This is a genomic window from Acinetobacter sp. YH12218, assembly GCF_013417925.1.
Lineage (GTDB): Bacteria > Pseudomonadota > Gammaproteobacteria > Pseudomonadales > Moraxellaceae > Acinetobacter > Acinetobacter amyesii.
Genome location: NZ_VPDB01000006.1, coordinates 1 through 24,988, shown reverse-complemented (window position 1 = coordinate 24,988; position 24,988 = coordinate 1). Strand labels below are relative to the sequence as shown.

The following is a 24,988-nucleotide window of genomic DNA, read 5'->3' as shown; positions in this document are numbered from 1 at the left end:
AGCCTGATATATTTGACCTGCAGAGTCATGTTGCGGTGAAAAAATTTAAAACCAAATTGGTCATTTCTTCCGCTGTTTTCATGTTTGATCTAGCAATGCCTTATGCATAAAGGAATAAGTACTATTCTTTTTTTGCATTTTTACTCGCACGATGCATTTTTTATAATCAAAATGACAGTTCGAATTCATTAGATCTGTGCTGTCGAATTTATTCAGTCGTCATGAGGCACACCTTAACTTATGTCAAGAAACCTTAGTCCGCACTTCATCGGTGCAATTTTTGCGCTGATTGCTGCCTTCTTGTTTAGTACCAAAGCGATTTTTATTAAGCAAACCTATGCACTTTCTCCTCTTGTCGATGCCACAGTCCTCATGGCTTTACGCATGATGAGTGCATTGCCGTTTTTCTTAATCATTGCATGGCTAAGTCGACGTTCCTATCAAACGATTCAACGAAAAGATTGGGTACTTTTGCTCATTTCCGGTTTAATCGGCTATTACTTTTCAAGCTGGCTCGACTTCCGTGGCTTGATGTATATCAGTGCTTCGCTTGAACGGATTATTCTTTTTCTATATCCCACATTAACCGTACTGGCTTCCGCTGTTTTATTCAAAAAGCCCCTGAGTTTTAAAACTATTCTTGCCCTGATTTTAAGTTATGGCGGGACAGTTTTAGTGATGCTACAAGAACAAAGTGCCACACCACATGATCAGTATTTTTGGCTCGGATGTAGTTTGGTTTTTGCCAGTGCCGTGTTATTTGCGATTTATTTATTACTCACGCCAGGCCTCATGCAAAAGTTTGGTTCTTTACACTTTACCGGTCTAGCCCTGAGCATTGCCTGCATTGGGACGATTATTCATTTTCTATTTGCAACACCGCAGCCCATTGCCTTGCTTCAACAACTTCCGAGTCAAGTCTGGCTATATGGTTTAGCGCTCGGAATATTAGTAACCGTGCTTCCAACCATTTTGATGATGCAAAGTATCATCCGACTGGGAGCTGCACAATCGGCCATGATTGCCTCTATCGGCCCCATTTTAACGATTTTACTGGCCGTCGCGTTATTGAATGAACATTTAAACCTATGGCAATGGGTCGGTTGCGGTCTGAATATGCTGGGTGTCTTGATGATCAGTCTCAGTAAGAAATCCTAAACACGTGCTTGGATACTATTCACAGAGAAACACTTTAAGACCGGTTTGATTTTCCTTATAGTGACCACAACAGCGTGGCAGCAAATTCTTTGCATACGCTTCCGCCCAATATCTGGACAATTTATGAAAGCCTCGATCGACATTAGCCATGATAAAACCCTGTTGTGGCTTATGGCTGCTGCATGTGGTTTATGTGCGGGTGCCAATTATTATTGCCAACCTTTAGTGGCTTCTATCCAACAGAGCTTTCAAATTCCACAATCTGAAGTTGCGCTAACCGTCACCTTTGCGCAAATTTCTTATGCTTTGGGTCTACTGTTTATTGTGCCGATTGGCGATATTGTGAATAAAGCCAAATTTATTCCATTACTCATGCTTGGTGCGACTGTCGGTTTAGCCCTCTGTGCTTTTTCGACCAATCTATACATGCTTTGGGCAGGAACCATTATCACGGGGCTATTTTCAGTGGCTGCTCAGGTTCTTATCCCTTTGGTCACTGTTGCGATACGACCTGAAAAAATTGGGGCAGTTGTTGGCTTTTTAATGAGTGGGTTATTGGTCGGCATTCTGTTATCGACCAGTCTCTCTGGCTTATTGTCCTATCTGTTTCATTGGAAATCGATTTACATCCTCAGTGCGCTCTTGATGTTGGTATTAGCACTCTTACTCAAAAAACGTCTGCCCGTGGTCAGCATCACACGGATGCCCTACAGCCAAGTTTTCCAGTCAATGGGCGCATTACTCAAACATGAGCCACGGTTAATTTTCCGTTCTCTAATTGGAGGCTGTGTCTTTGCCGCGATGAGTATGCTGTTTTCCACCATTGCCATGTTACTGACTGAGCCACCTTTTCAATTGGCCGATGTTTGGGTCGGTGTTGTGACTTTAGTTGGTGTATTTGGTGCCCTATCGACACAGTGGATTGGGCGTTGGGCGGATTTGGGTTTCAACCGAAAATTAACTTGGCTCGGTTGCAGCATCTTGGCCCTCAGTTGGGGACTGCTATATTTGGGTGGAAGCTCCCTCGCCTTTTATATTTTGGGCTATGGTTTAATCAACCTCGGTTTGGCTATGGTACATAGCTGTAATCAAAATATTATCTTCCAACTCAACCCGATTGCACGCTCTCGAATCAATTCAATTTACATGACGTTTTATTTTGTCGGTGGTGCATGTGGTTCAGCTTTGGGCGTGTTTGCATGGCATCATGGTGGCTGGACCACCACCTGCATGACAGGGATTGCTTTAGTAATTGCTGCTGGATTTTTCGTATTAATCGATCAACTCTATACTGCACGGCAACTGAAATATCCACAATGAAATGTATGGATCATTGCTCTAAAGCCACAATAAGTGGCTTTATTTTTGCAAATTAACTGACCTGCACCACGGGATAAAAGGGTTTGCCTAAATCCAAGGTTTCTGCATTTTCCAAAAGAATCACCATAAACACCGGTAAGAGTGCCAACAGTATTGTGCAGCCGTCTTGAAGCTGTTTCCGATTGACCGAACTTTTATAGGTCGCGCCGCCATGAACCATTTGATTGCGTAGCGTATACATGCGATTGAACAGCACCATTAAAATATCAACGGAATCTTTTTCTTTAAGCGCGTGCAGTACTTTCTGTTTTTCATGCGCCAAGCCCTCTTTGCATGCGTCATGGCTAATTTTTTGATTTTGATAATCCCAAAAGCCCTGATAAACATAGGGATTATCTAAAAACAACCGTATCGGCTGACTAAAACGCTCCCATAAAATATTATAGATTTTATGCTCTGCATCCTTTTGGCAAATCACATATAAAAACTGCCTTAAGCTTTGCTTGTCCTGCGCAATCTGTAAGTCTTGCGCGTATATTGCGTTGAAGGACACCCACAAACTGATAAATTGCAAATCGAGGTCATCTTGAAGATCAATCGACTTTTTCAGCCAACTTAACCCTCGATGAATGCGTAAATTAAATTGGTCGGTATGTTCCGACTTTTTACTTTTAAATATTTCTTCAAGTAGCATCATGCCTGCTAAATTCCAATGGATAATTCATTTATTTTTCTACCATTTGAACTTAGCGCAATTGTTTACCTGCATGCAATAAAAATATCTCTGTATTCAACTATTTGGTCTCATCTTGTGTGAGATAGGTATAACGTTCTAACTGATCATTTTCATCAAAAATTAATTCATAAGACATTTTCTTCCCGTTAAAAACGGATTCGGCAGGTGTTCCGAAAAGCTCCCATAAACCCACAGTCACCACATCTGCCGCACCATGCCAAAACGCACGCCCCACTTTACTGGCAGTCGAATAACCTTGGGTAAAAGTATAAATTTCATGGCGTTTGCCATTTTTATATTCAGAGGTGATCGGTGCGCCAAATTCAGCAATCACCAAGTTACGAGACAGGCCGTGTTGAATCATTTCGGTATTTTTCTTGTTTGGCTGCTTACTTGCCATGACAACTGAACAGCCTGTTGTGCCTGACAATGTGAAAACTAAAGCTATTCCTAAGCAGGTCTTTTTCATCATGTGGTATTCCCCAAATTCTTCAAATTTCTATTTTTGATTTTTGATTTTTGATTTTCATCTGCTGTTGATCTTAATTGTTTCTTTCATCTTTTTCATTTTTTTATACGACTATTCGTCTGATTTTTAGAATGATTAGCGCTTGAAAGATTCACATTTATGAAGGTTTCAGACTGAATAATGCTTTAAGTGAATTAATGTTCTGTTGGTGACGAATTCGGTGGAACAAACCAGTTTTTCCAAGAGCTACTATGGCGAGTTTCAATTGCAACGGTAGGGATGAGCTCTTGCTTCAGCATTTTTTCTTGACCCACGGCTTTCGCCAACCGCGCTTTGACCGAGTGTATACACTCACGGTCTTCAAACTCACAGCGGTCAAGGTTGGAGCCACCACAGGGTCCATTGGCTAATCCTTTGGGGCAGGTTTCTGGGCAAATATACAAGGTTTCACCTAAACGACATTGTCCGCAACTTTCACAGCCCACGATGCCATGTTTACTGATAAATTCTGTTTTCAGCAAGGCTGCATCAGCTTTCGGTTTTTGCCATAATTTGGCCGCAAAAATATAAGATCCCACCCCTTTGGCCAGTTTTGAACTAAAAAATAACTCATGCATGACATGCATACTTTTATATTTCAAAACTTGTTCAACTGGAGCTTTATGGTTATTTGCGCCCGTCGGGTGGAAGTTCACATCTACACTAGAGCGCCAAAGCATTTTCCATTTTGCTAAACACTGTTCAAACGTTAATGTGGCAAATTGCAAAATTGCTTTTTGCAACTTCTCTTGCTCTTCCACTTTATGGCAAGCTGATAAATGAACCCCTGCATAGCCCAAATGCTGACACATTAAAATTTGTAAAGCGCAGCGTGCATAGACATTTTGTTCAGCTTGTATGGCGTCAGTTTGCTGTTCTTGTTGCAAAAAATTTAATACATCTGCTGAAAGCACGATGCCTGCGACTTTTTGCTTGGCCATAAAGCGGGCACGGGCAAATGTCAGCGGCATGACACAAGCCAATACAGGCACACGTGGATAATATTGCTGCATATAGCGTTGGTAACTGCTCAACACATCCATGTCAAAGCCCAACTGTGTAATCACATAGTCAGCGCCAGCTTGAATTTTTTTATTCAGTTTAAAATACTGCGCATCCTTTTCTGCTTCTGCATATTTAAAAGGATTAAATGCTACCCCTAAATAAAACCCGCCATAGTCTTTGGCTGCCATGACTTGATTGACCGACTCTAAATAACGGCTCCGTAGAGTCGGATCATTTGCCCCATCCTGATGCTGCTTGAGTTTATCACCACTGAGCAAAAGTAAATTCTCTACCCCGTGCTGCTGAGCAGCATTTAGAAAAGTCTGAAAATCTGAGATATCTCGGCCTTTCCCCGAATAATGCAGAATTTTTTCAATGCTTTGAGGGTAGTCTTGCATTGCTTCTAAAGGAGCAATATCCGTGTCACTTTGTACTCGGTCAGCCAATGTCATGCACACAGGAAAGCCTGCAAATGTCGTTGGGACCAGATGCGTTTTTTGCGTCGTTAGATATTCAAACGAGATACAAAACTGGCGTTGCAATAGATATTGGGAAAATAAAGACATAAAGGCAGGCAGTTAAATCTGCTGAGAAACCATACAATAAAGTTTATAAAATTATAGATTAATCACATAAAAATTTAAATTACTTAAGCCACACTTCCGACTTTTTCTAGCCTGACCTTGAATATGTCACGCTAGCAAGACCATGCCCCAAACCACAATTTATGCTAATATTGCGCGCGTCTTGAAATGCGGTTTTTTTCATCGTATTTCAGACAGCTTTTGGTATTTCTTCACCATTTTCCATTTCGTTCTTCCATCTTGTTCTTTTAAGGCGTGTTTTTTTAATGACTGATCTCCAACCCATTGAAAATAAACTTCAACCACGAATCAGTGTTGCGCCGATGATGGATTGGACGACTCGTGACTATCGTTTCTTTGCACGCTTGTTTAACCCTAATGTGATTCTCTACACCGAGATGGTCACCACAGGTGCGATATTATTTGGCGGTGCGAATCGTCATTTGGACTATAACAACGAAGAACACCCGATTGTGTTACAGCTTGGTGGTTCAAATCCCAAAGATTTAGCGACCTGTACCAAGATGGCACAGGACTGGGGCTATGATGAAGTAAACCTCAATGTCGGCTGTCCGAGTGACCGCGTTCAGAACAATAAAATTGGTGCATGCTTGATGGCAGAGCCTGATTTGGTGGCTGAATGTATTGCTGAAATGCGAAATGCTGTTGATATTCCAGTGACCGTAAAACACCGCATCGGGATTGATGACATGCAGTCTTATGAAGAAATGCTGCATTTTGTTGATACCGTGGCAAAGACTGGCTGTGACAATTTTATCGTGCATGCCCGTATTGCCCTGCTGCAAGGTTTGTCGCCAAAAGAAAACCGTGATGTGCCACCTTTACGTTATGAAGATGTTTATCGTCTGAAACAAGAACGTCCAAATTTATTGATCGAAATTAATGGCGGGGTGAAAACCTTTGCTGAAACACAGCAACATTTACAACATGTTGATGGCGTGATGATTGGCCGTGAGGCTTATCACAACCCGTACTTATTGGCTGAGATCGGTCAGCTTTGGGATCTCGAATTACCCAACCGTTTCGATATTATTGATCAGATGCTGCCATATATTGCGAAACGCATGGAAGAAGGTGCACCGCTTTCTATCATTACCCGTCATATTTTAGGTTTATTCCAAAACCTACCGGGTGCTCGAAAATGGCGTCAGGCTTTAAGTGGTGGCAATGCCAAAACCTTTGCCGATGTGGAAAATGCCATCCAAAATATTAAAGATGCAATGCAACGTACAGAAGACTATTTACGTGATCATCCTAAAGTCGTTTTAGAAGATTAATCCTATAAAGTAAAAGCCCGCTATTTTGCGGGCTTTTTTATTCGTCATGCCTCACCAAGTACGTGTTTGGCAACATCGTCACAACTCAGCTAAATCATCTAAACAGTCACATCATTGCTCAATGACTATTGACCGTAATGTTCCCCTTGGGAAAAGGCTCATCATAGCCAGTCCATTGATAATCTGATGGATCTTCTTCCTCACGCAAACCCACATAGCTCTCAGGCGCCGATGTAACAGGCTCAACCTCCTCGGTTGGCTGTTCCAATTCCTCAACCAAATGATTCAACTCTTGATCTAACTGCGCCTGATATTTTGCAATTTCAGCTTCGTCAATGAAGGCAAATTGTTCTTCATCTATTTTCCATGCATAACCTTGCAGGTCTTTGTAAATATCGACCAAAACTGTATAAGGCTGACCATCGTATTGCAATGTCGCCTGAGCCTTAAAGCTTAATCCCTTACGCTCTAACACTTTTATATTTTGAATCCGTAAATGGTACTGCCGATAATCTGGATTCTGATCAAACTCGTGCTGCATCTGCTGCTCAATCTGCCGAGATAATTCATCTGTCGAGACAAAATAACTACAACCAGCCAAACTCAACAGTAAAAAAATGGTGAGCCATCGAAACATATTGCATCCCCCATGATGCATTTATTCTTGATGAAAAAGTCGGACCGATCACAGATTGCGATCCAAACATTCCTCATTGTTTGCTTCATAATAGCCAATAAAACACACAGTACAAGCCAAATTATCAAGATTTCTCAATTTTATATTTAATTTTGATATCAATCACTTAAATTGCATTTTTGATGTTTTAAAACACTGACAGCCTTGGTCTTTTGCTGACATATTTTTGTTGAAAATGACCATTTTGGTAGTGGTTTCCTAGCCTTCAAATTTTCAACATGAAACTGAACCCATCGTAATTTATCCAATATAGAGCCTTAAACAAAACATCGTAAAAGCGCCATAAAAAAAATCCCCAAACATTGCGGGGATTTTTAAGGAATCAACTGAAATTATTCATCGTCCGTTTCAGGCTCATGATGTAGCGCATCATGTATGGCTTCCACCAATTGCTGTGCAATTTCTTGTTTTGAGGCTTTCTCTAAATCACGCTTTTCCATTTGATATTGATCTGCGAAGAACACGGTCATGGCATTTTCGTCTGAAGCAAAACCAATGTCTTTACGTGAAACATCATTGCACGCAATCATATCGAGTTTTTTTGCCACAAGTTTGCCGGCAGCATACTCTTCGACATTGCGTGTCTCGGCAGCAAATCCAACCATAAATGGACGTTTTGACTGCTGCGCAATCGTTGCAACGATATCTGGATTTTTAATTAAAGCCACATTGAGTTCATCGCCAGCTTTTTTGATTTTATGCTCTGCAACTTCTGCCACGCGATAATCGGCAACAGCTGCTGTTGCGATAAAAATATCACAGCCTTCATCTAACATTTGCAGACTGGTCTCTAACATTTTAATTGCAGACTGCACATTAATCCGTCGTACACCATTTGGTGTATCTAAACTGACAGGTCCTGCGATCAGCGTTACTTTAGCCCCAGCTGCATAACAAGCCGCTGCCAGTGCGAACCCCATTTTACCTGTGCTGTGGTTGGAAATATAACGTACAGGATCTATCGACTCACGTGTAGGACCAGCTGTAATCGCCACATGTTTGCCTGCAAGCATGCCAAATTTTTCAGCAATAGCTCGCTGTGCTTGATGAAAATAGGCCGTTACTTGATCCGCCAAATCTTCAGGCTCAGGCATACGTCCTAAGCCCACATCTCCACACGCTTGAGAACCGGCATCGGGCATGATCACATGTACGCCATCTTCAACCAGTGTATTTAAATTACGCTGTGTCGCTTTGGCTGCCCACATTTGCTGATTCATCGCAGGGGCAACCCAGACGGGTGCTTTAGTCGCAAGATAAAGTGTCGAAAGAAGGTCATCTGCTAAACCCGCCGCAAATTTTGCCAGCGTGTCACAACTTGCAGGAGCAACCAATACCAAATCAGCCCAACGTGCCAATTCAATATGCCCCATGCCCGCTTCTGCTTCGGGATTGAGTAATTCGGTATGCACAGGGTTGCCTGAAAGCGCCTGAAACGTTAGCGGGGTCACAAAGGCTTGCGCACCTTGAGTCATCACCACGCGCACATCAAATCCGGCATCTTTTAACCGACGGACAAGAATGGCACTTTTATAGGCTGCGATACCACCAGTGACACCTAAAAGAATATTTTTTGTGGGCATTACACTTAAATCAAAGCTCACGAACAGGCTACCTATCTGTTGCAGTGGCGCTCACAATAGCATTAAATATGCACTGACCCAACAATCTGCTGTGAAAAAGCCGATTGACTGATAATAAAAAAGTCTAAGAATAATGAATAATTCAATTAAAAATTGGCCTGAACAAGAGCGCCCACGTGAGCGCCTGATTCATCAAGGCGCACAAAGTTTATCCGATGCTGAACTACTGGCTATTTTCCTACGCTCTGGTTCCCAGCAGCACTCTGCTGTCGAACTCGCACGACTCCTGATCCAACATTTTGGTCAGTTGCAAGCGCTGATGGATGCGTCACTTGAGGATTTACGCCAGTTTCATGGCATTGGAAACAGTAAATATGCGCAGCTCATGGCGGTAAAAGAACTCGGTAAACGCTATGTGAGTCAACATTTTCAAAATGAAGCCTTACACTTGCAACATTCTGAACAATTGCAAAACTTTCTTCGCTTTGAATTTTTATCGGAACGTCAAGAAGTCTTTGGCGTGCTTTGTCTAGATGCGCATTTAAGAAAAATAAACTTTAAAAAACTTTTTTATGGCAGCCTCAATACCTGTGAAATTTCCATCAATCAACTGCTGCGTTATGTCATTTCTGAACATGCCAGCAGTATTGTCATTGCACATAATCATCCTTTCGGTCGTGCAGAACCTTCTGCTGCCGATCTTGAATTGACTCGACTCATTCAGCAGGCTTGTCAGCTGGTGGAAATTCGACTGATCGATCATTGTATTATCTCAACAGAAGGGAGCTTTTCCTTTGCTGAACATGGCTTGCTCCAAGCACACTCATCTGCGTGAAACAGTTATTGACAAGTGCTTGAGCAAACCCGAAGATCATCATAATTTTTTAAAACTAGAAATTATCATTCGAACATGATCGTCCGTGACCAACCGAGTATTTTTAAACTGCTATTTTCTTGGCGAGGAACGATTTTACCTAAGGTTTTACCGCCGCTCGGGATCGTTATGTTGCTGTCTGCCATTGTGGGCGGCTTATCCTATGTCGATATCTTCCATTTTACCGAATTTCCTTTGGTCGGCTTTACCCTGATCGGTGTTGTGCTGTCGATTTTCTTGGGCTTTAAAAACTCAGCCTGCTATGACCGTTGGTGGGAAGCTCGGCGTTTGTGGGGCATTTTGATTGCCAACGCGCGACATTTTGACCGTGACTGCCGTTTACTCAGTCAAGGCCGTCGTGAACGTGTGATTCAACATGTGATCGTCTTTGCCAACGTTTTACGTGACCGACTCCGCCATCAAACTGCCAATCCCACAGAACTGGTTGAAACCAGCGGCATGAGCGCGAATGCCATCACCCAACTATACCAACAAGCCAATGCACCGCAGTACACGTTGAGTTTGATTCAATGGGAGCTGATGCAAGCGCTTAAAGATGGTGAAATTTCAGATATTATTTATACCCAGATGAATCAGCATGTGATGGAGCTCAGCACCGTACAAACCGGCTGTGACCGTATTGCCACTACGCCATTACCGTTTGCTTATTCGGTCTTGCTGAATCGAACTGTTTATTTTTTCTGTTTTGTCTTACCCTTTAGCTTGGGTTCTACTTTAGGTCTTGCGACCCCCCTTTTGGTCGGGATTTTAGCTTATACTTTTTTAGGCTTAGATGCACTGAGTTCAGAGATTGAAGAGCCCTTCGGCACACAGAGTAATGACCTTCCATTGGACTCTATGGTACGAACTATTGAAATTGAACTTCTAGGAACTCTAGGAAAACCCACCCCACCACCGATTCAAGCCAAAGATCATAATTTATTATAATTGGTATGCGTTTCGCCTGAATGCACGGATCGCATTCAGATCCATGATCCATACAACACCCATAATAATGAAAAATCATGAAAATAAAAAAACGGATTTTCACTTATAAGCCACAACCGATTCTGCATCCTTGCAAAGCGCTTGCTGTGATTTTCATGTTCGTTGTGTTGCTGTTTAGCATCGCATTACTCCTAGCATGGCAAGGCATATTATTCACATCATGGCAAAGCAATTGGCAATTCTTATTCCTGATGAGTGCTCTATTGGTCATCAGTATATTTCGTGACAAATCGCAAAGAATCAAATTTCCATTTTGGATTCAACAGCATTTGATTGATCCCAAATTGGCTTTGGATTTAAAAGAACACGCCTTACGCAGTTCAGATGCTGTGATTGTGGATTATCGAGAGGTGCGTGAACATTGGTGGCAAGGCAAACAGCAACAATTGCTCTTAAAGCTCAATGAACTTGAAGAGGCGAAATGGTTTAGCGTCGATCTCCATCAAGTCTTTGCGAGTACTTTGTTTTTAAACATTCATGTGCAATTGAATTCTGCCCTCATTGGGCAACAGATTTGGGTGCATTATTTGGCACGTACGCGCACCATCGTGCAGTTATATGCGCATGATCAGCTTGATGATTTTCATCAAATGAAAAACTACTTTGCCATGCCCTATACGGGGAATATCTATTTTGAGCAGATTCCAACACGGCTTACGTTGGATTTACCTTATTTATCGGAAATTCATGCCGTTCGTGAAGAAGATCAACCCGGTTATCTCCTCAAACTGAAAACCAGTTATGGGCAGAGCTATCGTATCAGTTCACAGGCACGGCATTTTGATAAACTCGAATTGGCACTCTCAAGCGCCATTGATTTTATTCCTTATCGCAATTTTAAACATCAACCTACCATGCAATCTGCCTTGCTGACCAAGAGGCATCCTCAACGCGTGACACGTCTACTGTTGTGCATAATCGCCATCAGTGTTTTTATCATCGCGTTTTTGTTCAAGGCATGGTTCTGGGCATGCGTTGCCGTGGGCTGCCTCTATCTGCTTTACCGTAACATTCAGCATTATCGAACTTCACCTTTTATCGAAGATCCTGATGTCAATGTGACTTAAAACTGTCCCAGATTCCAACTTGCCCCTCTTTCACTCGAGGAATATTGCCGAGTTTAATCCATGGCATATTGTCGCCATGAAAATCACTGCCAACAGAAACTTTTAAGTTAAAGGCAGCAATCATACGATCCACCATTTGACGAGTCGATAATGGCTCAATTGCCGGTGGTAATTCCACTGCATCACCGCCCGCTTCAGCAAAGATTTCAATCAAATAACGAATATTGGTCGCAGATAAATCATAACGCGTTGGATGCGCCAACACCGCAAAGCCACCACTGGCATGAATCACCTCAATGGTTTCAGCAAGACTCGGACCTTCAAATTTTACAAAGGCTTTTTTGCCTTCTTTAATATATTTATCAAAAGCTTGTTGTGGACGCGCAACCACACCCTTTTCCACCAAAGTTTTGGCAATATGGGTACGTGTAACCCGATCTGGAATATGGTCGACTTTGGCAACCACATCGCTATAAATATCTTGACCAATTAACGGTATCAGTAAGTCACAAATCTGCCGAGCACGTTCCGCTCGAATACGCTTTTGATCCATCAATAAGGCTTGTATGGGCGCAGGATTTTGCATATTTAAAGCGACGATATGCACACCATAACTTTTTTTGGTCGCAGGTCTCGACCACTGGCTGGAAATCTCCACGCCAGAGATTAATTGCAGCTTTAATTCATGCGCGACCTGCTCTGCTGCCAACAATCCGTCCATCGTATCGTGATCAGTCAAAGCCAGCGTATGAATTCCAATAGCACTTGCGGCCTGCACCAAAGCCTCTGGTGACAAAGTACCATCAGAAATATTACTGTGTGTATGTAAATCTACGCCTTGCATCTCTATACTATGTCATTTATTTGATCAGATTTAGATACTCTAACATGAAAGCACTTTTAGACTTTGTGCCACTCATTATTTTCTTTTATTTATATAAAACTGTAGATCCAAAAGATACGCAGCACCCATTATTACAATTGATTGGTTCTGCTGGGGGTGTCGATAACAATAACATTCTTGTGGCAACATCAGGTCTCATCATTTCCATGCTTGTGGTTTATGGTGCATTGTTTGTCATGCAAAAATTCCGTCTAGATAAACAACAATGGATTGTGTTGTTCATGACCGTGATTTTTGGTGGTATTACCCTGATGCTAAGCGATGATTTTTATATTCGTTTAAAAGCCGTTTTACTAAACTTGGTATTTGCTGGCGCGTTTTTACTTTCTCCACTATTTAGTAAAGATAAGAAACCACTCATCGAACGTTTATTTGGTCCAGTCTTAAATTTAACCGCTGTCGGTTGGAAACGATTGAACTATGCATGGGCTGCAATGTTCGTGGTGATGTCATGTTTACACACCTTTTTCGCTTATTTGTTTGCAGACGGAAAATATTGGGGTGAATTCACTGCTTTTGGTGACATGATCGTGATGTTTTCCTTTATCATTATTCAGTTTATTGTATTACGTAAATACTTTAAGACCTCAGAATAATCCATTCGGTCAAAAATCAGGAAAAGTCATGCCATTATTCGTCGTAAGCTGTACAGATAATGAAGGTACAGTGGAAAAGCGCCTTGCGGTTCGTCCTCAACATCTTGAACGTCTACAAAAACTTGATGATGAAGGTCGTCTGATTGTTGCAGGTGCGATGCCTAAAGATCCGGCAAACCCGCAAGCTGGTTTTTATGGCAGTACGATCATTGTCGATTTTGATAGTCGTGAAGCCCTAGACCAATGGTTGGCAGATGAACCTTTCCTCAAAGAAGGGGTTTATGGCCAAATTGATGTCAAACCATTTAACAAAGCATTTCCTAAAGGATAAGGTTCATGCGCGTCGTTGTTTCTAGTTTATTGGGCTTATCTTTAATTTGTTCAACTGCATGGGCTGAAGAACCGGCTCCTGCACCTGCTGTAGCCCCTGCTGCTCAAGCAACGACTGCAACACCTCCTCCCAATCCTGTGCCGCATAACATTCCTGCCAATAAACCGGGCATCATTAAAGTGGCGGCAACCGTCAATCCCAATGGTCAACCTCAAGATGCCAATCCATTGACCATTGAGCAATTGGCAAAAAATAAAGCACTGCAAGATGCCAAAGTTAAAGCGATGGTCAAAGACCAATCTGTACGCTTACAACAGTTGGAAAAAGCAAACCTTGAAGCCTTGGCGCAAAACCAAGAATTACAACTTAAAAATGATAGCTTGGGCGTACAAGTACAAGTGCTACAAAGTGAACGTAGCGCGCAGATGTTTTTATATGGCGGGACCACACTCGGTGTTGGCGTGATTTTAGGTTTTTTATTGGCCAGTTACGTCTATACCAAACGTCGTCGTCAATGGTAATTCGTTTTTCTACTTCAATTTAAAGGTTGCTTGAGTTTTGTCAGGTGCAATTCAGACTGCCGATCTCGATTGGCAAATGATCGATGGCATTGATATTCCAGTGTCTAAACAGTTTGGTGATGTGTATTTTTCGAAGGACAACGGTCTGCTCGAAACACGTCATGTGTTTTTAAAAGGGAATGACCTCGACACTCGCCTCGCGGCTCTGACTGATTTTGAATATTTCAGTGTCGGTGAAACAGGTTTTGGTACAGGATTAAATATTTTGGCCCTGTGGCAATTATGGCAACAGGTTCGTCCAAATAATCACAGTCATCTACATGCTATTTCTGTAGAAAAATTCCCTTTATCTAAAGCAGATCTCATTCGTGCATTAAATGCATGGCCTGAATTACAGCCATTGGCACAGCAACTGATTGCGCAATATCCTGAACCTATTGCGGGATGTCATCGACTCAATTTTCCAGAAGAACGTTTTTCGATTGATCTTTGGTTAGGCGATGCACACGACGTTTTTCCGGTCATGGCAAAAACTGCTACAGTCAATGCATGGTTCTTGGACGGTTTTGCACCTGCCTGTAATCCTGACATGTGGGAAGAAAACGTACTCAAAAATATCGTGCGTCTATCGGACATTGGGACGACCTTCGCCTCATTTAGTGTGGCCGGTGTACTCAAACGCGGCTTACGTGAACATGGCATTACTATTACACGACCACGTGGCTTTGCACATAAACGTGAAATGCTCAAAGCCTTTTGGCTCTCACCTGAAAGTTCAGATGATCAATCCAATGCTGCTGACATACCCACTTTAGACGAAAAAAAAAATCCTGAAATCGCTCTAGGACACAAGCCCCGTCAAATCGCGATTATTGGCGCTGGCATCGCTGGTTTAAGCTGTGCGTGGGCATTTGCTCAACGTGGGCATCAAGTGCGTATTTACGAGAAATCAGCACCACTCAGCGGTGGGTCGGGTAATCCTCTTGCCCTACTCAACCCTAAACTCTGTCCAATTGAACAAAGCGCTGAACATCTAATGACCCTAAGTTGGTTATATGCGCTCAAGCATTATCAAAACTTCAAGGCATTTCGGCCCTTACAGATTCACCAATCTATTTTAAAAAATAAAGCAGAGCATCTTGATTTAGCTCAAGCTTATCCTTCAGAGGTGTTAGCTGCTGAAGAAGGCACGCCAAATCAATTAGCTTCAGCATTTCCAACCCTGCTCCTCAAACAAGCAGGTGCCGTCAGTCCACATCAGCTTCGTGACCAAATCTTGGCGCATCCACACATTGAGTTGTTACAAGCAGATATTCAACGCATTGAGCAACAACAAAATGGCGTTGCGCTATTTACACAGGATCAGCAGCTTCCATCTGCCGAGCATGTCATTCTCTGTGCGGCACGTGAGAGCATGCAGCTACAAACAGATTATCCAGAGCTGCGTGCCATTCGTGGACAAGTCAGTTGGTTGAATAATCCTGCTCAACAAATGGATATGCATACCGCCTATAGTTATGGAGGCTATTGTATGCAACTGGATTCCGAACAGATGATTATGGGCGCGTCATTTTATCCCGGCCGTGATGACACAGACGTTCTCACTGAAGATCATGTGCATAACTATGAACTTATCCACAGTGTATTCCCCGACTTTGCCAAAACCTTAGCACCGATTGAGCAATGGCAAGGACGTGCCGCAATTCGCGCACAGACAAAAGACTTTTTCCCGGTAATTGGTGCAGTCCATGAAGATCAGCACATTTATAGCTGTAGTGGACTCGGTTCTAAAGGTTTCCTGTATGCCCCGCTCTGTAGTGAAATCATTGCCGCGTTGGTCTTAAAAGAAGCCTGCCCTATTCCAACACAGCTACTCGATAAAATTCATGCAGCACGTTTTATACGCCGCACCAAAGCGAAACAAAAAACCAAGAAGCCTTATTTTCAAGGTCAGGTGCCCTTAGCACCACCTCAAGAAAAATAACGCGCAGTAAAAAAGCGCCTTTCGGCGCTTTTTTTGATTCGATCTTATTTCCCTTGTTCCAAAGGAAGACCGGCATCACGAGCAGCACGCGTGCCGCCCATTAAGATTACATATTCACGTGAGCTGTCAAAACCCTCTAGTAACTCTGCTGCACGTGGAGCTTTACTTCCGCCACCACATAAAATGTAAATGGGTTGATCCGTTGACACCTGAGTCAGTGCATCTGATGACAATGCGTTGATCGGTCGGTTAACCGCACCTTTCACATGTGCTTCAGCATAAGCACTTGCATCGCGAACATCCCAGATAATCGAGTCTTCTGGGAACTCAAATGTTGTAATTTCTTGTTTACGGATCATTGCACACTCCTTTTGATGTAAACAACACTTGGCAAATGAAGAAAACATCCCTAGCATCTCAGATATTCTTTCCCTTTGTAAAGGTTTAATCTATGCCTTCTTTTGATATTGTTTCGGAATTAGAAGTTTTTGAAGTAAATCATGCAGTTCAAAACACGCAAAAAGAAATTGCGACGCGTTTTGACTTCCGCGGTCATGACGTTTCAATTGAGTTAAATGAGAAAAATAAGGAAATCAAAATCTCAACAGAAAGCGATTTCCAATGTGAGCAAGTGTATACCATGCTCGAAAATCATTTCTTCAAACGTAAAGTTGACATTCAAGCATTGGATCCACAAAAAATGACAGCTTCTGGTAAAAACGTCATTCAAGTGATCAAACTAAAAGACGGTCTTGACTCTGATACTGCAAAAAAAATCAATAAAGCCATTAAAGAAAGCGGCATTAAAGTGCAATCTTCTATTCAAGGCGACAAAATTCGTGTGACTGACAAGAAGCGTGACACTTTGCAACAAGTGATGGCGTTCTTAAAAGAGCAACTGTTTGGTGTGCCGCTTCAATTCAACAACTTTAAAGATTAAGGCAGCACAACTGCCATTGAGGTCAATATGGCACGTCCAAATCGTCTAAATAAACTGGTTAAAGCAAGCTCTAAATTACCCAAAGGTATTCAAAGTCGTTTGCTCAGTCGAGCTTTTGGTCGTGTCGTGCCCATGGTTGGAACAGCTAAGATCCAATATCAACATGTCAGCCCTGAGCGTGTTGAGGTGAGCATCGCCAATCATAAGGCGATGCAAAACCATATCGGGCAAGTACATGCCTGTGCCATGGCGCTGATCGCCGAAACAGCCACAGGTTTTGTCACAGCAATGAACGTCCCAGACAGTGCCATTGTCCTGATTAAAAGCTTCAAAGTTGATTTTAAACGTCCAACCCAAGGTGGGATGAAAGCGATTGCAACGCTTACACCCGAACAGCAACGACAAATGCAAAGCACAGAAAAAGGTGAAACCTTAGTACAGGTCTTAGTCACCGATGAATCTGGTGAAGCACCGATTCAATGCGAAATGCTTTGGGCTTGGGTGGCAAAATCCGCTCTGAAAAATAAATAAATGTAAATAAAACTTACTTTTAGGTAAGTATAAGTTTTACCAAATTTCAGCAAAATCAAGACTGTTTTTTATTATTTATACGCCGTAATTCCGCTCAATATGCTTGCACGACACAAATATATTGAGCACTTTATGAAAAAAATCATTCCCCTTTCACTCATCAGCCTGGTGGTGTTTTTAACTGCATGTCAAAGTACTATTCCTGCAACGCCAACGACTCCAACACAAACAGCTGAAAGCAATATTCAAACCAGCCAAGCAGCGGAAAATAAGAAAATCGTGATTGATTTTTATGAAGGTGTCTTTCTTAAACATCAGGTTAAGACATATGCTGACCGATATATTGGCAATCAATATATTCAACATAATCCGCATGTACCTGATGGCAAAGCGCCTTTTGTCGATTATTTCATCCAGTATTTTAAACAAAATCCTGAAGCAAAAAACCAGATCAAACGTGCCGCTGCCGAAGGTGATTTGGTCTATTTACATGTGCACTCTACGCAGAATAATCAAGACCGTGGAGAAGCGATTATTGATATCTTCCGTGTTGAAAATGGCAAGATCGTCGAACATTGGGATGTGCAACAAAGCATTCCTGAAACCAGTGCCAATTCAAATACAATGTTCTAAGTTTTAATTCGTGATTAATAAAAAAGCCACTCGATTGAGCGGCTTTTTTTTTGCGTCTAACTTTAATTAAGCTTGATCTGCAGCAAATTTAGCTTTTGCATCCGCAGGAATTTGACGCTTAGCACCTTTCACATCCACAGCGACAAATGTAAACACACCTTCGGTTACGCGAATTGGATCACGTGAGCTGTCATGGCTATCCCAAACTTCAATCTGCATTTGGATAGAGGTATTACCCACTTTTAAAATTTTGGTATATACACTGATGACATCCCCGACTTTCACTGGAACGAGGAAGGTCATTTGGTTAATTGAAATCGTTGCACAGCGTCCTTGACTGAAACGCTCTGCGTGAATTGCACCGGCCAAGTCCATTTGTGACACGATCCAACCACCGAAAACATCACCACTCCAGTTGGTGTCTGCAGGCATCGCGATGGTTTGTAGGGAAAGCGTTCCTTCAGGTTTTACATGAGTTTCTGACACTTTAGCTCCTGGCGCTGACATTTATTGAGGTAGATTTAACTGCTGGTTGAGCCATTGTTGTAACTCACCAGCACGCATTGCACCACTTATTCTAGCAATTTCGTTGGTTTTATTCATCAAAACCAGTGTAGGAATACTACGAACATTAAATGCACCGCTCAATCGAGGGTTTGCTTCGGTATCAATTTTGGCAAAAACCACCTTCGGATTAGATTTTGCAACTTGTGCAAAGTGTGGCGCCATCATCTTACATGGTCCACACCATTCAGCCCATAAATCGATCAGCACAGGTAAATCACTATTGCTAATAAAATTTGCAAAGTTCTTTTCATTCAACTCGATGGGCGCCAATGGAATCAATGCTTGATGACATTGACCACATGCAGGTCCAACTTCGAGTTTTTCTTCAGGTACACGGTTTTTTGCACCACATTCAGGACACACAACGATCATTTAGCTGACTCCAACATGTTGATGTAAAAATTCTAATTGGGTTGCCATGGCTTTTTCAAACCATTGCCCATGATAAATATCAAAATGTTGCATTTCCCACTCATAATATTGCACATACGGTGCAATATTGGTCGCAGTTTCTCGGCTTGATTCGATGGGAATCAAACTATCTTCTTTGGCTGCAATAAAAAGTACTGGTATGCTAATTTTACGGACATCCAATATTGGGCGATAACGGATTAACTTAAAAAAGGCCCGAGCCGGAATTTCGCCACTCCAATAAAAATCAGGATTGACAATCGATAAATAGCCCGCATAACTATCTTCAGACTGTAAAAAACACAATCGATGTGGATGAACTACGGGTAAAGTCGTTGGACTCATCCCAACTTTAGACCCCATATAGTCCTGACTTGATAATTTTAACGCTTTGGGTAATTGCTGTAAGGGATATAATTTTGCACTTTCAGCGCCGTCGACAAATGGGACTTGTACCATCACCGCTTTAATATTTTTAAGCTCTGCCGCCAAACTGAGTACATAACCACCACTCAGCGATGTTCCCCATAATACAATGCGTCTCGAATCAATCGATTTACGCTGCTGTAAATGATCAATCATGGTCCGCCAATCTTCAAGTTGAGCTTTAAGATTCACCAACTCTCTCGGACGCCCTGTACTGCCACCCCAATAGCGATAATCAAACAACACGACAGCATAACCCGCTTGTACAAAGCGCTTGGCATATTGCACTAATTTAAATTGGCGTAATGCAGCCAAACCATGCGCCATGAGAATGACTGCAGGTTTTTCAACAGATTTTGGACGATAAAAGTCAGCAGCTATAACATCTTGTCCGCTTTTGACATACAGTGGTTCGACTGTATAGGCGTGCATACGCGCTCCATTGCGTTATTTTATGGTTGTAATCGCTTATAAAAATTTAAGAACATTCTGCTCAAGTTTGTGCTTAATGCTATCATAAAGCATAAATCTATGAATTAAATTATGGAGTGACTCAATGAGCGAAAATGTTGGTTTTGCAGGTCAAATCGGCCCAGAACATGTAGCGCAAGTGGTTGAAAAAGGCTTTAAATCGATTATCAATAACCGCCCTGACATGGAAGGTGGTCCTGAGCAACCAACCAGTGCGCAAATTGAAGAAGCTGCACGTGCAGCAGGCTTAGATTATGTCTATCAACCTGTGGTGTCTGGTCAAATTACTGAAGTCGATCTGCGTACTTTTGCCAATCACTATAACGAATTGCCAAAACCTGTGTTGATGTTCTGCCGTACGGGTAACCGCTCAAACAACTTATTCCAGTTGGCAAAACAAATGGATTTGTTGGATGACTAAACCCATCCTCAAGTATGTATTTTGCTGTATTCTGATCTGTAGCAGTATCCCGCTGAGTCACGCTCAAAACGATGTTCAGACTTTAAATACCAAAGTCAGTGTTGCAGGTCAGATGAATGCTGCCAAATTTTCACAGTTGATGCGGCAAGGTTTTAAATCTGTGATTGTGAACCGCCCTGATCAAGAGATGGGTAATGCAGTCAAGGTGAGTGAATTACGCAATATCGCGGAAAAATCCCAGATCAGTGTGATTTATCAACCTGTCAACAGCGGTAAAATTTCTCAAACAGACATTCTTGAATTCGCTAAATATTATAATGAGCTTCCAAAACCCATTCTGATGATTTGTCGTAGTGGCGCTCGTTCTAGTACGTTATTTCATCAGGCAAAATCTCAAGGTTTGTTGCATGAATAAAATTTTATTGGCAGTAATATGTGTCTTGGTTCTCACTGCGTGTAGTTCGATGCAAGTGCGCCCGACTGTGGGGACTTCGCTCTAATTTTTAAATTAAATTCCCCATAAAAAAACAGCGCCGAAGCGCTGTTTTTTTTATTATTCCCCATCAGAACAATTTAACGATGTTCCATACGGACTTTCCAAATTTGGTGCAATACCATTTTCAATATCTACATCACTGATTAAGTAGCTTAAGCCAAGACTAGTAGAACCATTTATTGATTTACCACTCACAATCGAGTTCGCAAGAATTTGAATATTTAAATATCCTGCATAAATTTTAGGATATTGAATTTTTAAATCAAAGCGTCCATTTGCATCTGTTGTATATTTATTATCAGTAGCGGGTTGATCCTCTGCATTAATAAAAGAAACAACCTGAACTGTCTGTCCTTGCTTCACAGGCTGTAATTGATCAATTTGCTTACCATCAATGTTTACTTTTGTAATTGGAGAAAAACATTGTGTTATTACATCAGGAAGATACTTATCAACCTTACCATCTGGGGGAAGATCTGTATCAAAAAAATTATAATTCCCTTTGTTATAACTTAAAGCATTAACTCCCATTACCACATCTTGATTTGGTAAAGGTTTCCCATCAACATCAGTTACATGTACAGAAATATTTTTGTAATAGTAAACACCTGATGCTGAGTCTTCAATTTTTGTTGGATTATACAAAACAGAAATAGCACCAACAGGCTTAGGAACAGTAGAGCTTACTACATCTAATTTATATGTATAAACTTGAGTTGATTGACCAAAATTAGCTTCTAGCACTAAATCATCTTTGATGAACTGCTCTGCACTATAATCTTTCACTCTTTGCGATTCACTGAAAGATAGCGTATACGTAATTTTCCCATTGCTATCTGTTTGAGTAGCATTTGGTGTGAACTTGACGCCATTTAGAGACGAATTTTTGACTTTTAATGATATAGCTTGATTAGATAAAGTAGCTCCATTAGCATCAACAGCCGTTAAAGTTACTTTTGTTTGATCCCCTCGAACATTGAGTGAAGTTTTAGTCGCATCAAACAGAACAATACTTGTAGTATCAGAACCATTGTTAGTATCAGCACCTGTGACAGAAATTGTTTGTTCTTGGCTTAATGCACCGTTATTTGTTTTAGCTATAATTTTAAAACCATTTTTAATCAAATCAGTCAATGTTGTCGACGTACTTGGAGTCGCTAATACATATACAGCATTTCCAGATTCATTAGTTTTTTGCACAGCTACACTTAAATTACTAACATTATTCGTTGAATCAACAATCATTAAAGTAATATTAGCATCTGGTACTCCCCCTTTGTTTTCATCAAGGGCTCTAACCGTAACAGTAAGTTGACCATTTGTCGCAGCCATAGACAATTTGTCTAATTCAATTTTTAATGCAGACGCAACAACAGCTTGCTCAACAGTCTCACTATCTTCAATTTTATCAGTATCAGCAGCATTGTTATCATAATAACCACCGCCACCACAGCTAGCCAATAGAACCGCTAAAGCCACAGCCGAAAATTTCAAACTAATTTCTTTCTTTTTCATTGAGTTATTCCCCAAATCCCTCTAAAACTACGAGTTAATCAAATACATAATTAATATTGTCAGATATGTAACCATAGTTACTGCTTTATGTAAATAAAAGCATGATAAATGTTTTGTTCGTGTTAGCCTGAATTTATTTATTACCTGAAGTAGCTCACAAATGTACGACCTCATTATTATTGGTGCAGGCACCGCAGGCATTAGCGCCTATAAAGAAGCGATTAAAAAAACACAAAATCTTCTTATCATTAATGATGGGCCTTGGGATACTACCTGTGCACGCGTAGGTTGTATGCCCAGTAAAATACTTATCTCTACTGCCAACCGTATGTACGAAATAGGACATTCAGATAATTTAGGACTAGATGTCAAAAGTGAAATTGATACCTCTAGCGTCATGCAACATGTTCAAACCTTACGTAATCGTTTTACACGAGCCACGTTAAAAGATGTTGAAAATTGGCCAAGCCAACATAAAATTTCAGGTAAAGCTGAATTTATTGATTCAAATACAATTCAAGTAAATAACCAAACATATCAAGCCAAGTCATTTATCCTTGCAGTAGGTACTACTCCTGCTATAGATACTGAACAAAAACAAATATTAGGCGACAAATTAATTACATCCGATCAAATATTCGAATTAGAACAACTCCCTAAATCTGTCGCAGTTATTGGAAGTGGCGTGATCGCTTTGGAATTAGCTCAGGCTTTAACACGGCTTAATATAAACACAACCGTTTTTGCACGTAGTCGAAAAATTGGCTCATTGACTAGCCCCATATTACAAAAGCTCGCACAGGAAGAGTTAAGTAAAGAATTAAAGCTAAAGTTTGAAATTTTACCTGAACATTACTCTCTTGAAGGCAATCTAGTTCATTTAACCTATACTGAAGAAAACGTACAAAAGTCGCTACAAGTTGACTATGTTTTAGCTGCAACTGGCAGACGTACATTATTAAATACCTTAGGTTTAGAACGTATAAGTGCAGAATTTAAAGATATTAAAAATTTACCGATCAATCCGGATACAAAGCAACTAGCTGATTATCCAATTTTTATAGTCGGTGATGCACATACCAATACCCCTATCCAACACGAAGCAGCTCATGAAGGTAAATTTACAGTACAAAACTGTTTAAACTTTCCACAAATTAAATCCATCAAGACGTTAACCCCACTAGGCATCTTATTTTCTACACCACAAATGGCAACTATTGGTCAAAGCTATAAGCAACTACAAGATAAAAACACAGAATTCGTCATTGGTTTCGTTTCTTACGAAAAACAAGGTCGTGCGATTGTTGCTGCTAAAAATAAAGGGGCTGCCGAAGTATATGTGGATACAATTAACCATACACTATTAGGAGCTGAGCTATTCTGTGCAGAAGCTGAACATTTAGCACATTTGCTAGCTTGGATGATTTCAGAAGAACTAAGCATACATGAAATTTTGGATAAACCTTTCTATCATCCAACTTTAGAAGAAGGGTTAAGAACAGCACTGAAACATGCGAGACGACAGCTCAATCAAGCTTAGTCTATAAATGTCTCAGGGAGTATAGTAACCACTCATATTCCCTGCAGAAAACCCTGCGATAAAAGCATATTCGATATAAAATTGAGTCAGATTCAATCCATATAAAACCAAACAAACCACTACAAAGACCACCAATGCTGACATCACACGCGCAGCTTTATGTTCTGCCTGATTATATTTTGATGTTTGAATTACCACATTTTTCAATTTATTTCGATTGATATAAAACTGCTTAAAAATAGGCAATCGAATAATCAAAATATGCATCAGCACAATACCTATAAACCAATGCAAACCTGCAACCCAATAATTAAATAACAAATGCTGTGGATACATGACCACACCGATCAGAATCAGCGATAAGACTAAATTTAACAGTAAGTAGTTCGGATAAAATTTTCTGTACATCAAGAGTTTATAATTATTTTATGAATGATTTCAGACTATATCTTTTTCCCAAGCATAAAAAAAGCCCCCTGCTATTTGCAGAGGGCTTTTGGAATAATGAGCTGGCGATGACTTACTCTCACATGGGTAACCCCACACTACCATCAGCGCTAAGAGGTTTCACTTCTGAGTTCGGGAAGGGATCAGGTGGTTCACTCTTGCTATTGTCGCCAGCACAACTGTTATGGATACTTGCTTAGTCTAATCTCAGAGCAGTGCTCTTCGTGCTAAGTTTTCTACCAAATGAGTTATTAACAGAAGTACTTGAGTTAATTTAAGGTGTTCATTTTATCTAGCTTTTCAACTAAATCAAGTTGCTTTGATTATAAGTGAATCAATTGATGCTATATATACAACTGTTTGGGTGTTGTATAGTCAAGCCTCACGAGCAATTAGTATTGGTCAGCTTCATGCGT

Annotated in this window: 28 protein-coding genes and 1 rRNA gene; 16 read left to right on the top strand and 13 right to left on the bottom strand. The window is 41.1% G+C overall.

What is annotated here, in order from left to right:
- Window positions 1–240: 240 nt before the first annotated feature.
- Window positions 241–1,158, top strand: a complete 918-nt coding sequence (locus tag FTV03_RS02855) for a DMT family transporter (RefSeq protein WP_180039855.1) — start codon at window positions 241–243, stop codon at window positions 1,156–1,158.
- A gap of 123 nt (window positions 1,159–1,281) precedes the next feature.
- Window positions 1,282–2,478, top strand: coding sequence for an MFS transporter (locus FTV03_RS02850; RefSeq protein WP_180004611.1), 1,197 nt, complete (start codon window positions 1,282–1,284; stop codon window positions 2,476–2,478).
- 52 nt (window positions 2,479–2,530) lie between these two features.
- Here the strand turns inward: FTV03_RS02850 and FTV03_RS02845 are convergent, their stop codons facing one another.
- The 3 genes from FTV03_RS02845 to FTV03_RS02835 all read right to left on the bottom strand — a co-directional run bounded on the left by FTV03_RS02845 (window position 2,531) and on the right by FTV03_RS02835 (window position 5,293).
- Window positions 2,531–3,175: a HEPN domain-containing protein gene (locus tag FTV03_RS02845; RefSeq protein ID WP_180022580.1), complete on the bottom strand. Its 645-nt coding sequence runs from the start codon at window positions 3,173–3,175 to the stop codon at window positions 2,531–2,533.
- A 97-nt stretch (window positions 3,176–3,272) separates the two neighbouring features.
- Complete coding sequence (locus FTV03_RS02840; protein WP_180039894.1) at window positions 3,273–3,683, bottom strand: hypothetical protein; 411 nt, start codon at window positions 3,681–3,683, stop codon at window positions 3,273–3,275.
- A gap of 194 nt (window positions 3,684–3,877) precedes the next feature.
- Entirely contained in the window at window positions 3,878–5,293 is a 1,416-nt protein-coding gene (locus tag FTV03_RS02835) for a methylenetetrahydrofolate reductase C-terminal domain-containing protein (protein WP_180039853.1), read from the bottom strand.
- A gap of 284 nt (window positions 5,294–5,577) precedes the next feature.
- On the opposite strand from FTV03_RS02835, the gene dusA reads away from it, so the two are divergent.
- On the top strand, window positions 5,578–6,609 hold the full coding sequence (gene dusA / locus FTV03_RS02830) for a tRNA dihydrouridine(20/20a) synthase DusA (RefSeq protein ID WP_111885441.1): 1,032 nt from the start codon (window positions 5,578–5,580) through the stop codon (window positions 6,607–6,609).
- Window positions 6,610–6,727: 118 nt separating this feature from the next.
- On the opposite strand, the gene FTV03_RS02825 is transcribed toward dusA, so the two are convergent.
- Complete coding sequence (locus FTV03_RS02825; protein WP_180026766.1) at window positions 6,728–7,246, bottom strand: Asp-tRNA(Asn)/Glu-tRNA(Gln) amidotransferase subunit GatC; 519 nt, start codon at window positions 7,244–7,246, stop codon at window positions 6,728–6,730.
- Window positions 7,247–7,638: 392 nt separating this feature from the next.
- On the bottom strand, window positions 7,639–8,910 hold the full coding sequence (coaBC, locus tag FTV03_RS02820; RefSeq protein ID WP_078191307.1) for a bifunctional phosphopantothenoylcysteine decarboxylase/phosphopantothenate--cysteine ligase CoaBC: 1,272 nt from the start codon (window positions 8,908–8,910) through the stop codon (window positions 7,639–7,641).
- Window positions 8,911–9,022: 112 nt separating this feature from the next.
- Here coaBC and radC point away from each other — a divergent pair, with 112 nt between their 5' ends.
- The 3 genes from radC (at window position 9,023) to FTV03_RS02805 (ending at window position 11,838) form a co-directional block, all read left to right on the top strand.
- Window positions 9,023–9,724: a DNA repair protein RadC gene (gene radC / locus FTV03_RS02815; protein WP_168378714.1), complete on the top strand. Its 702-nt coding sequence runs from the start codon at window positions 9,023–9,025 to the stop codon at window positions 9,722–9,724.
- A gap of 75 nt (window positions 9,725–9,799) precedes the next feature.
- Entirely contained in the window at window positions 9,800–10,711 is a 912-nt protein-coding gene (locus FTV03_RS02810; RefSeq protein ID WP_078191309.1) for a bestrophin family protein, read from the top strand.
- A 77-nt stretch (window positions 10,712–10,788) separates the two neighbouring features.
- On the top strand, window positions 10,789–11,838 hold the full coding sequence (locus FTV03_RS02805; protein WP_180039851.1) for a hypothetical protein: 1,050 nt from the start codon (window positions 10,789–10,791) through the stop codon (window positions 11,836–11,838).
- On the opposite strand, the gene FTV03_RS02800 is transcribed toward FTV03_RS02805, so the two are convergent.
- Window positions 11,825–12,682, bottom strand: a complete 858-nt coding sequence (locus tag FTV03_RS02800; RefSeq protein WP_180039849.1) for a PHP domain-containing protein — start codon at window positions 12,680–12,682, stop codon at window positions 11,825–11,827. The two genes, FTV03_RS02805 and FTV03_RS02800, sit on opposite strands and share 14 nt — an antisense overlap.
- A gap of 44 nt (window positions 12,683–12,726) precedes the next feature.
- On the opposite strand from FTV03_RS02800, the gene FTV03_RS02795 reads away from it, so the two are divergent.
- The 4 genes from FTV03_RS02795 to mnmC are packed head-to-tail and all read left to right on the top strand — an operon-like array spanning window position 12,727 to window position 16,174.
- A complete protein-coding gene (locus FTV03_RS02795; RefSeq protein WP_078191311.1) occupies window positions 12,727–13,338 on the top strand; it encodes an inner membrane-spanning protein YciB in 612 nt (203 codons plus the stop codon).
- 28 nt (window positions 13,339–13,366) lie between these two features.
- Window positions 13,367–13,669: a YciI family protein gene (locus FTV03_RS02790; protein ID WP_078191312.1), complete on the top strand. Its 303-nt coding sequence runs from the start codon at window positions 13,367–13,369 to the stop codon at window positions 13,667–13,669.
- A gap of 5 nt (window positions 13,670–13,674) precedes the next feature.
- A complete protein-coding gene (locus FTV03_RS02785) occupies window positions 13,675–14,190 on the top strand; it encodes a hypothetical protein (protein WP_180039847.1) in 516 nt (171 codons plus the stop codon).
- A 37-nt stretch (window positions 14,191–14,227) separates the two neighbouring features.
- A complete protein-coding gene (gene mnmC / locus FTV03_RS02780) occupies window positions 14,228–16,174 on the top strand; it encodes an FAD-dependent 5-carboxymethylaminomethyl-2-thiouridine(34) oxidoreductase MnmC (RefSeq protein ID WP_180039845.1) in 1,947 nt (648 codons plus the stop codon).
- A 44-nt stretch (window positions 16,175–16,218) separates the two neighbouring features.
- Here the strand turns inward: mnmC and FTV03_RS02775 are convergent, their stop codons facing one another.
- On the bottom strand, window positions 16,219–16,533 hold the full coding sequence (locus FTV03_RS02775) for a rhodanese-like domain-containing protein (RefSeq protein ID WP_078194202.1): 315 nt from the start codon (window positions 16,531–16,533) through the stop codon (window positions 16,219–16,221).
- Between the two features lie 92 nt (window positions 16,534–16,625).
- Here FTV03_RS02775 and FTV03_RS02770 point away from each other — a divergent pair, with 92 nt between their 5' ends.
- The 3 genes from FTV03_RS02770 (at window position 16,626) to FTV03_RS02760 (ending at window position 18,278) form a co-directional block, all read left to right on the top strand.
- The gene (locus FTV03_RS02770) at window positions 16,626–17,114 is read left to right on the top strand and encodes a YajQ family cyclic di-GMP-binding protein (protein WP_180039843.1); all 489 of its coding nucleotides are present in this window, start codon (window positions 16,626–16,628) and stop codon (window positions 17,112–17,114) included.
- A 27-nt stretch (window positions 17,115–17,141) separates the two neighbouring features.
- Window positions 17,142–17,645 (top strand): DUF4442 domain-containing protein, encoded by a 504-nt coding sequence (locus FTV03_RS02765; RefSeq protein ID WP_180012065.1) that lies wholly within the window; start codon window positions 17,142–17,144, stop codon window positions 17,643–17,645.
- Between the two features lie 132 nt (window positions 17,646–17,777).
- Window positions 17,778–18,278: an ester cyclase gene (locus FTV03_RS02760; protein WP_180004621.1), complete on the top strand. Its 501-nt coding sequence runs from the start codon at window positions 17,778–17,780 to the stop codon at window positions 18,276–18,278.
- A gap of 66 nt (window positions 18,279–18,344) precedes the next feature.
- Here the strand turns inward: FTV03_RS02760 and FTV03_RS02755 are convergent, their stop codons facing one another.
- Genes FTV03_RS02755 through FTV03_RS02745 form a run of 3 tightly spaced genes read right to left on the bottom strand, consistent with a single transcriptional unit; the run spans window position 18,345 to window position 20,114 of the window.
- Window positions 18,345–18,764, bottom strand: coding sequence for an acyl-CoA thioesterase (locus FTV03_RS02755; RefSeq protein ID WP_078191328.1), 420 nt, complete (start codon window positions 18,762–18,764; stop codon window positions 18,345–18,347).
- Window positions 18,765–18,785: 21 nt separating this feature from the next.
- The gene (gene trxC / locus FTV03_RS02750; protein WP_078191319.1) at window positions 18,786–19,217 is read right to left on the bottom strand and encodes a thioredoxin TrxC; all 432 of its coding nucleotides are present in this window, start codon (window positions 19,215–19,217) and stop codon (window positions 18,786–18,788) included.
- Window positions 19,218–20,114, bottom strand: coding sequence for an alpha/beta hydrolase (locus tag FTV03_RS02745; RefSeq protein WP_168378709.1), 897 nt, complete (start codon window positions 20,112–20,114; stop codon window positions 19,218–19,220).
- A 124-nt stretch (window positions 20,115–20,238) separates the two neighbouring features.
- Here FTV03_RS02745 and FTV03_RS02740 point away from each other — a divergent pair, with 124 nt between their 5' ends.
- Together FTV03_RS02740 and FTV03_RS02735 are read left to right on the top strand one after the other, a co-directional pair.
- Window positions 20,239–20,574 carry a TIGR01244 family sulfur transferase gene (locus tag FTV03_RS02740; RefSeq protein ID WP_180039841.1) on the top strand — a complete coding sequence of 112 codons (336 nt, stop codon included), beginning with the start codon at window positions 20,239–20,241 and terminating at the stop codon, window positions 20,572–20,574.
- Entirely contained in the window at window positions 20,567–20,989 is a 423-nt protein-coding gene (locus FTV03_RS02735; RefSeq protein WP_096902418.1) for a beta-lactamase hydrolase domain-containing protein, read from the top strand. The genes FTV03_RS02740 and FTV03_RS02735 overlap by 8 nt, the downstream gene beginning before the upstream one ends.
- Before the next feature lie 138 nt (window positions 20,990–21,127).
- On the opposite strand, the gene FTV03_RS02730 is transcribed toward FTV03_RS02735, so the two are convergent.
- A complete protein-coding gene (locus FTV03_RS02730) occupies window positions 21,128–22,585 on the bottom strand; it encodes an Ig-like domain-containing protein (protein ID WP_180039839.1) in 1,458 nt (485 codons plus the stop codon).
- Between the two features lie 160 nt (window positions 22,586–22,745).
- Here FTV03_RS02730 and FTV03_RS02725 point away from each other — a divergent pair, with 160 nt between their 5' ends.
- Window positions 22,746–24,125, top strand: coding sequence for a dihydrolipoyl dehydrogenase (locus tag FTV03_RS02725; protein WP_180039837.1), 1,380 nt, complete (start codon window positions 22,746–22,748; stop codon window positions 24,123–24,125).
- A 12-nt stretch (window positions 24,126–24,137) separates the two neighbouring features.
- Here FTV03_RS02725 and FTV03_RS02720 read toward each other — a convergent pair whose 3' ends face one another.
- The gene (locus tag FTV03_RS02720; protein WP_180008967.1) at window positions 24,138–24,533 is read right to left on the bottom strand and encodes a hypothetical protein; all 396 of its coding nucleotides are present in this window, start codon (window positions 24,531–24,533) and stop codon (window positions 24,138–24,140) included.
- Between the two features lie 99 nt (window positions 24,534–24,632).
- A 5S ribosomal RNA gene (gene rrf / locus FTV03_RS02715) occupies window positions 24,633–24,747 on the bottom strand.
- Between the last annotated feature and the right edge of the window lie 241 nt (window positions 24,748–24,988).